Raw genomic sequence first — 6,961 nt, 5'->3', positions numbered from 1 at the left:
ACGGTATAATCCATCCAGTCGTTCTGGTCTATCCAGCCTACGTCAAGGGTACCTTCGGAGCAGTTCTCTGTGAGCACACCACTCATGGCGCTCCAGTTTTCTGCCTCAATTCTTGAAGTGCCACCTGAGGATGCATTGACTGTTACTACTACATCATCTGAAGCTGTTGCTCCGCCGTTGTCGGTCACGGTAAGGCGGAAGATGTAAGAGCCCTGTACCAGTCCTGAGATGGTAGTAGTGGCGGAAGTTGGATTGTTGATAGTAGCACTTCCTCCCGATACCTTGCTCCATGCATAGGAAGCAATGCTTCCATCAGGATCAGAACCAGAGCCGTTGAGTGTTACACTGGAAGCAGGTAAGGTGATCGTTTGGTCAGCACCTGCATTGGCCGATGGTGACTGGTTGGCTGCAACTATAGTAGCTGATTTTATTTCCAGCCAGTTGATGTTCCATCCCAAATTGGAGGTTGAAAGGAGTCGTATGGTTTGGGTGCCTGCGGCCAGGTTTATGGTCTTACTAACGGTTTGCCATACCTGCCATCCGCCTGTGGCAGGGACCGAAACAGTGGAAAGAACGGTACTGCCATTCTTTACCTGGAACTGGGTACCGTTATAGGGTGAAGCCAATCTAAAACTTATAGTATAGTTTCCTGCAGCAGGTACATTGATAGTATAATCAAGCCAGTCGTTCTGGTCAATCCAACCCACATCCTGCGTACCTCCTGCATCTGCAGTATTCTCTGTATAAACACCATTCATGCCATCCCATTTCTCGGCTTCAATATGAATGTTTACAGTATTATTTGGCGGTGCCGTGCCAAAGACATTCTTTGCCTTCACTTTATCAGAAAGCAAACCATGTCCTTTATCGTTTAAATGCACACCATCACCAGAATTCAACTCGGGTTTGATATTGTATAAACCATCTGTGGTGGCAATGCCATTCCAAAAATCAATGGCATTATTGCCAAAGCTGCTCATGATCGAATCCACCATGTCATGCAACATGGAACGAAAGCTGGAATCGTACTGGCTGCGTGGTTGTGTGGTAGTGATATATGGCTTCACACCCGTCGCCTGGATGTATTGGTACAAGTAACGCAGGTTACCAATAAATTCCGACCTGGAATAACCATTCCCGATATCGTTCGTTGGCAGGTTAATGATAATGACAGAGGGCGCATAGCTCAATGCCTTGGTAACATTGTGGGCTGTATCCGTTAATGGCTTCCCGGCAGGCGTAACATAATCATTGGGCATGACCTTATAGGTAACATATCCTCCCACTGCCAGGTTAATGATGGTCGTATCCTGGTTGTCATTCCTGTTTTTAGCATATTCTGCCTGCAGGCGATTGACCCAAGCTGAATCAGGAACACTGGCACCTGTGCCTGCAGCGGTAGAAGAGCCTAGTACTACCAGCCTCGTTTGTCCATATGTATGATTGAAAACAACACTTACTACTCCAAGAAGTAATAATACTATGCATCGCATAAGCAGCCCCTGTTATTAGTGATAAAATATTTTCTACGGGTAGATTATGATGGTTATTTCGTTTGGGAGGTTAGCTTCAAGGGAGGAGATATAATAAAATTACCTAATTCTTTTTACCTGCCCTAATAACTGGCCACAATTAATTTTTTTTTATGAAAAGAGGATATTATATTTACTTAGTTGCATAAACAACTGTATGTCAAACAACCATTTTAAAAAGGGAGAGCTTTACAGTTTTATTACGGGCAAGGCATCTATAGCCATAGCCCGCCGGCTTCAGAAGAAGTTCAATACTTCAGGCGTTAATCTTACCATCGAGCAATGGAGTGTGTTATACCAGCTTTGGAAACAGGATGGTGCCAGCCAGCAGGAATTATGCAATGCCACTTTCAGGGATAAACCGAGTATAACACGCCTGGTAGATAACCTGGAGAAGTTAAACCTGGTGAACCGGGTGTCGGACGAAAACGACAGGAGGATCAATAAGATCTTTTTGACCAAGGCAGCCCTCAAACTACAGGAAGAAACCATGGCCCTGGCAGAAGAAACCCTGAATGAAGCTTTGAGCGGTGTTCCAGCCGACCAGGTAGAGATGTGTAAAGTGGTACTACAAAAAGTATATGACAACCTGAATGGTTAGATAGCTAACTATAACCATTGATCCAGGCCCTTGAAACCCTTAAACAATCAAACATAAACTTTCTATTATGGAAACACTTACCAACAAAGCCCTTAAAGGCGGTGAATGGCTGATCAAAGAAACTGACCCTGCCGCCAGTTTTATACCCGAAGAGTTTTCTGAAGAACAGAAGATGATCAGGGATATGTGCAACCAGTTCCTGGACATGGAAGTGATGCCCATTTTAGATAAGATAGACAGCATGGAACCCGGCCTGATGCGTTCTCTTTTACAAAAGGCGGGCGAGCAGGGTTTGCTATCCACATCCTTCCCTGAAGAATATGGTGGACTGGGAAAAGATTTTGTGACTTCAACTATCGTCAATGAATACCTGGGTGCCGGTCATTCTTTTTCAGTGGCTGTTTCAGCCCATACAGGTATCGGCACACTGCCCATTCTTTATTTTGGTAATGAAGAGCAAAAGCAGAAATATATTCCCAAACTGATCAGCGGTGAATGGACCGGGGCCTATGGCCTAACGGAACCCAACAGCGGCAGCGATGCATTAGGGGCCAAGACCTCCGCACGCCTGAGTGAGGATGGTAAATATTATTTACTAAATGGTCAGAAATGCTGGATCACCAATGGTGGATTTGCTGATATCTATACTGTATTTGCAAAGGTGGATGGAGACAAATTCACAGGCTTTATTGTTGAAAGAGGTTTTGAAGGATTTACACAGGGTCCTGAAGAACACAAAATGGGAATTAAAGGATCATCAACCGTTCAATTATATTTCCAGGATTGCAAGGTGCCTGTAGAAAATGTACTGGGAGAAATTGGCAAAGGACATAAGATCGCCTTTAATATCCTGAACATTGGGCGTTTGAAATTATGCGCTGCTACATTGGGCGGTGCCAAAAGAGCCACCAGCAGTTCCGTGGAATATGCCATAACAAGAGAGCAGTTCAAAACTTCCATAGCCAACTTTGGCGCTATCAAGCACAAATTGGCAGACATGGCCACACAGGTCTTTGCCTGTGAAAGCTCTTTATACCGCACGGCGCAACTGATAGATGATAAGGAAAAGGAGTTGCTGGAAAGTGGTAAACCTTTCAATGAAGCCTTATTAGGGGCCGCTGAAGAATATGCCATTGAATGCGCTATACTGAAAGTGAATGGCAGCGAGATGCTGGACTTTGTAGTGGATGAAGGTGTGCAGATACATGGAGGTAATGGCTTCAGTGCGGAATATGATATATCAAGGGCTTACAGGGACAGCCGCATCAACCGTATATATGAAGGAACCAACGAGATCAACCGCCTGTTGACGGTTGATATGACTCTAAAGCGTGCCATGCAGGGCAGACTGAATATTATGGGTGCAGCCATGAAGGTTTCGCAGGAACTAATGAGCATCCCAGATTTTGGCGCTGAAGATGAAACACCATTTGCCCAGGAGATAAAACTGGTGAACAGTTTCAAGAAAGCGGTATTACTGACAGCAGGAGCCGCTGCTCAAAAGCTGATGATGCAGTTGGAAAAGGAACAGGAGATCCTGATGAATATTGCAGATATGGCCATTGATACCTATGTGTCTGAAAGCCTGTTGCTGCGTGTCAGGAAACTTTCAGAAGAAGGAAATAATGATCCTATCTATAAGGATATGCTGAACTGCTTTCTTTATGATGCAGCTGACCGGATCCATAAGAACGGAAAGGATGCCATTAATTCCTTTGCAGAAGGTGATGAACAAAGAATGATCCTGATGGGTATAAAACGTTTTACCAAGGCGGCTTCATACAATAGCAAGGAAGCCCGCAGGCGCATTGCTGATAAACTGATCAGCGAAAGAAAGTATCCCTTCTAGCATAAAATGTTGAAAGGATAATGAAGATTCGATCACTTCATTATCCTTTCTTTATCAAACCTTATCTTTTATATTTTAGCCGTTACCAAAGAACAGGGCCAGCTCTCTCCTGGTATTTCTCACTTCCTGTAATTGTTTCATGCGGTTCTTGATCATTTGAAGGCCGATAGTCATTAGCACTGAGGAAACAAAAGTGGAAATAAAGTACAAGAGGAATACATCTCCCACTGCGGGGGTTAATTGTATGTAGTAGAAATAATAAATCAGGGCATAGCAGCCATAAGAGAATAAGATGGCTACCAACATCAATGTCCTCCCCGCGTTCTTGCCAAATTCAACGGTTATCCTGATGTGCCTGATGAACAGGTAAAAACTGTAGATAAGGATTAGTGCCAATCCCGGACCCATGATATAGACTATGGCCTTAGGGTTCAATCCAAAGATGCAGGCGATCACAATCTCGTAGGCTACATAAATACCTGTAACAATATGAACGGCTCTTTGTTTTTGTTTGATAGGACAGAAAAATAAAAGCGCGGTAAGCATTAAAGGAATATCCAGGTAATTATTGATCACTGCAAATACATCCAGGAACTTTGGCGAAGCAGGAAGTATATTTTCTGAAAAAAGGTTATAGATGCCTGTGGACAGTAAGGAAATCAGTAATGCGGCAAGGCTGCGGTGCTGGTAAAGTTTGTTATAAACGATGGCGATAGCCGGCACGAACATAGTTATGGTGGCGGCAACACCAATAATGGTATTCCAGTTCATAGGATTGGATTTAGGATTCTACACGAAGCTTACCTTTTAGGATTTCTCCACCTGGCTCATGTGAGAAAGTTTGCTTTATCACATTACTTCTGACAGCTAATTTAAAGGGCTATTTTATAAAATCATAGCTCCAAAACAAAATGGAGTACTACCACTAAAGGGCCTGGGTAGAATTACGAAATCAATAAGCGGCAGATTTGGTCATTTCTACTTTATACAGTTATAGGAGACTTACTTGAACTACCGGTTTTAAAAGGCATTCATGATATTTTGGAGTTGACAGTGCAGATAAAAAACAAATCTGGAAATGATCAATGAACAAACAGGTCAGCATAGAACCAAACAGCAACTGTAGCAAACAATATGGAATCAAAGCGATCTAAAAATCCTCCATGCCCGGGCATGATAGCGCCGCTGTCTTTCACTCCCGCCATCCTCTTGATCTTGCTTTCAAACAGGTCGCCAATGGTACCGGTTACTGCCGCCAGTGCAGCCATGATGGCGGCATCTACCACTGGTAATCTTTTGGTGAAATATGCCAGCAGGCTAATGACGATTACTGTAAGAATAACACCTCCCGAAGTGCCTTCCCATGTTTTTTTAGGAGACACTTTTGATAAAGGAGTTTTCCCAATCAGCGAGCCCACTATATAGGCCATGGTATCATTGATCCATAAAGAAAACACTACCAGCAAGGGAACGGTCATAGATAGTTGATACAGGTTCTCATCCCACCTCGTCCTGAGATCTACCAACAGGGCCAGGGGAAGTGATATATATAAAATACCGAAAAGAGAATAGAAGATGTTCTTCAGAAAAATTTGTTTGGATTCCAACATCATGACCAATGGCAGGAAGATCATAAATGCAATACCCAGCCAAAAACCTATTTGCGAAAGAATGACCGAGCCGATGGCCAGGGTATCATTAGAAAAGAAGAGCATCAGGCACCAACCTGCTATCATCACACTATACCTATGTGCAACAGTGATCTTTGAATACTCAGGGTTGAATTTGGTAACCAGCTTTTGATATTCCAGCCAGCCGCCAAAATGAACTACAGTGAACAACAGGAAAAAAGACCAGTGGTTATATAATAAACCACCAAGCATTATCACTACAAATACAATGGCGGTTAATGCTCTTGTTTTAAATGTCTGCCAGTTAAATGCCATAATTCTTAAAAGCTAAGTTCGTCTTTAGAAACTTCATCATCTTTATAAACCAGCTCATAGCTGCTTTGAGATCTTTTAGCCATCTGCCAAACCACGAGTGCTGTAAGTCCCGCACTTAGCAGGGCCATGATGCCTAACTGCGCCGGGTTTACCAAGGTGGTATTGGGATCTTTGACCATTTCGGGGTGCATATACACAACCACAATTACCAGGGCATCATAAAGAAAATGCGCAAGGATAGCCGTCCACAAACTACCACTGTACCAATAAATAACTCCCAGCAACACACCTAATAAAAGCCTGGGCAGAAAACCAAAGAACTGGAAATGAAATCCTGAAAAAAGTATGGCAGTTATGATGATACCCATCCAGGGGCTTTTGGTCAACTTGATAAAAAGCCTTTGTAATACACCTCTAAAGAATAATTCCTCGCCAACGCCGGCAAAAACAGAAATAAAGACCAGGTTCAATACCAGTTCTTTAATGGTATGCTTGCTCAACATGAACTGTATCTGCTTCGCTGCGTCCTCTTCCATGCTTTTCATCCATTTCTGCGCCTCTCCGCCAATGGCCATTTTTTGATTCAGTATCCCGGAATATTCCACAAAAGGGTACGACACCAGGAGGGCTGTAATACCCAGCAACCAGTAAATATTACTATATGGGCTTTTTAATCCCAGGAAATGTGCGGGGGACGGATCGGAGAAATAACCAAATAGCAGGCTGGGGATCAAAAACAAGCCAAGGAACTGGGTAAGCAGCATGCCCCTGATAAAAAAGATCATGTTAGGATTGTTGGTATCCCATTTACCAACATCCTGTAGCTGCAGCAAACTGATACCTGTAATATTGGTAAGTATGGCAGTTCCAATGATCGTAAAAACAAGGAAAAGGCCAAAAGCCATTCCTATGAACAAGATCAGTTGTATCCATATCGGCCGTGATTTAAGATATGTTTGCATAGCTCCTCGCTTTGAGAATTGTAAATTTGCTGCCCTGGCTTATCCCCGGGAATGTAAAAGCTGCAAGATAA

Annotated in this window: 6 protein-coding genes; 2 read left to right on the top strand and 4 right to left on the bottom strand. The window is 43.3% G+C overall.

Annotated elements, in window-relative coordinates; all coding sequences use genetic code 11:
• The coding region (locus tag BP74_RS13225; protein WP_496374829.1) for a carbohydrate-binding protein at positions 1–1,493 on the bottom strand (1,493 nt) is incomplete at its 3' end.
• 196 nt (positions 1,494–1,689) lie between these two features.
• On the opposite strand from BP74_RS13225, the gene BP74_RS13220 reads away from it, so the two are divergent.
• Both BP74_RS13220 and BP74_RS13215 read left to right on the top strand, forming a co-directional pair.
• Complete coding sequence (locus tag BP74_RS13220; protein ID WP_496374828.1) at positions 1,690–2,133, top strand: MarR family winged helix-turn-helix transcriptional regulator; 444 nt, start codon at positions 1,690–1,692, stop codon at positions 2,131–2,133.
• 67 nt (positions 2,134–2,200) lie between these two features.
• Positions 2,201–3,982, top strand: a complete 1,782-nt coding sequence (locus BP74_RS13215; RefSeq protein ID WP_496374827.1) for an acyl-CoA dehydrogenase FadE — start codon at positions 2,201–2,203, stop codon at positions 3,980–3,982.
• A 75-nt stretch (positions 3,983–4,057) separates the two neighbouring features.
• Here BP74_RS13215 and BP74_RS13210 read toward each other — a convergent pair whose 3' ends face one another.
• From BP74_RS13210 to BP74_RS13200, 3 genes are all read right to left on the bottom strand, one after another.
• The gene (locus tag BP74_RS13210) at positions 4,058–4,753 is read right to left on the bottom strand and encodes a hypothetical protein (protein ID WP_496374826.1); all 696 of its coding nucleotides are present in this window, start codon (positions 4,751–4,753) and stop codon (positions 4,058–4,060) included.
• A gap of 311 nt (positions 4,754–5,064) precedes the next feature.
• Positions 5,065–5,928: a phosphatidate cytidylyltransferase gene (locus BP74_RS13205; RefSeq protein ID WP_496374825.1), complete on the bottom strand. Its 864-nt coding sequence runs from the start codon at positions 5,926–5,928 to the stop codon at positions 5,065–5,067.
• A gap of 5 nt (positions 5,929–5,933) precedes the next feature.
• Entirely contained in the window at positions 5,934–6,890 is a 957-nt protein-coding gene (locus BP74_RS13200; RefSeq protein ID WP_496374824.1) for a CPBP family intramembrane glutamic endopeptidase, read from the bottom strand.
• Positions 6,891–6,961: the final 71 nt, after the last annotated feature.

The organism is Flavisolibacter ginsengiterrae DSM 18136 (assembly GCF_059568575.1).
Note: the sequence above shows the minus strand (reverse complement) of the source record. Positions and strands in the feature narration are given on the sequence as shown.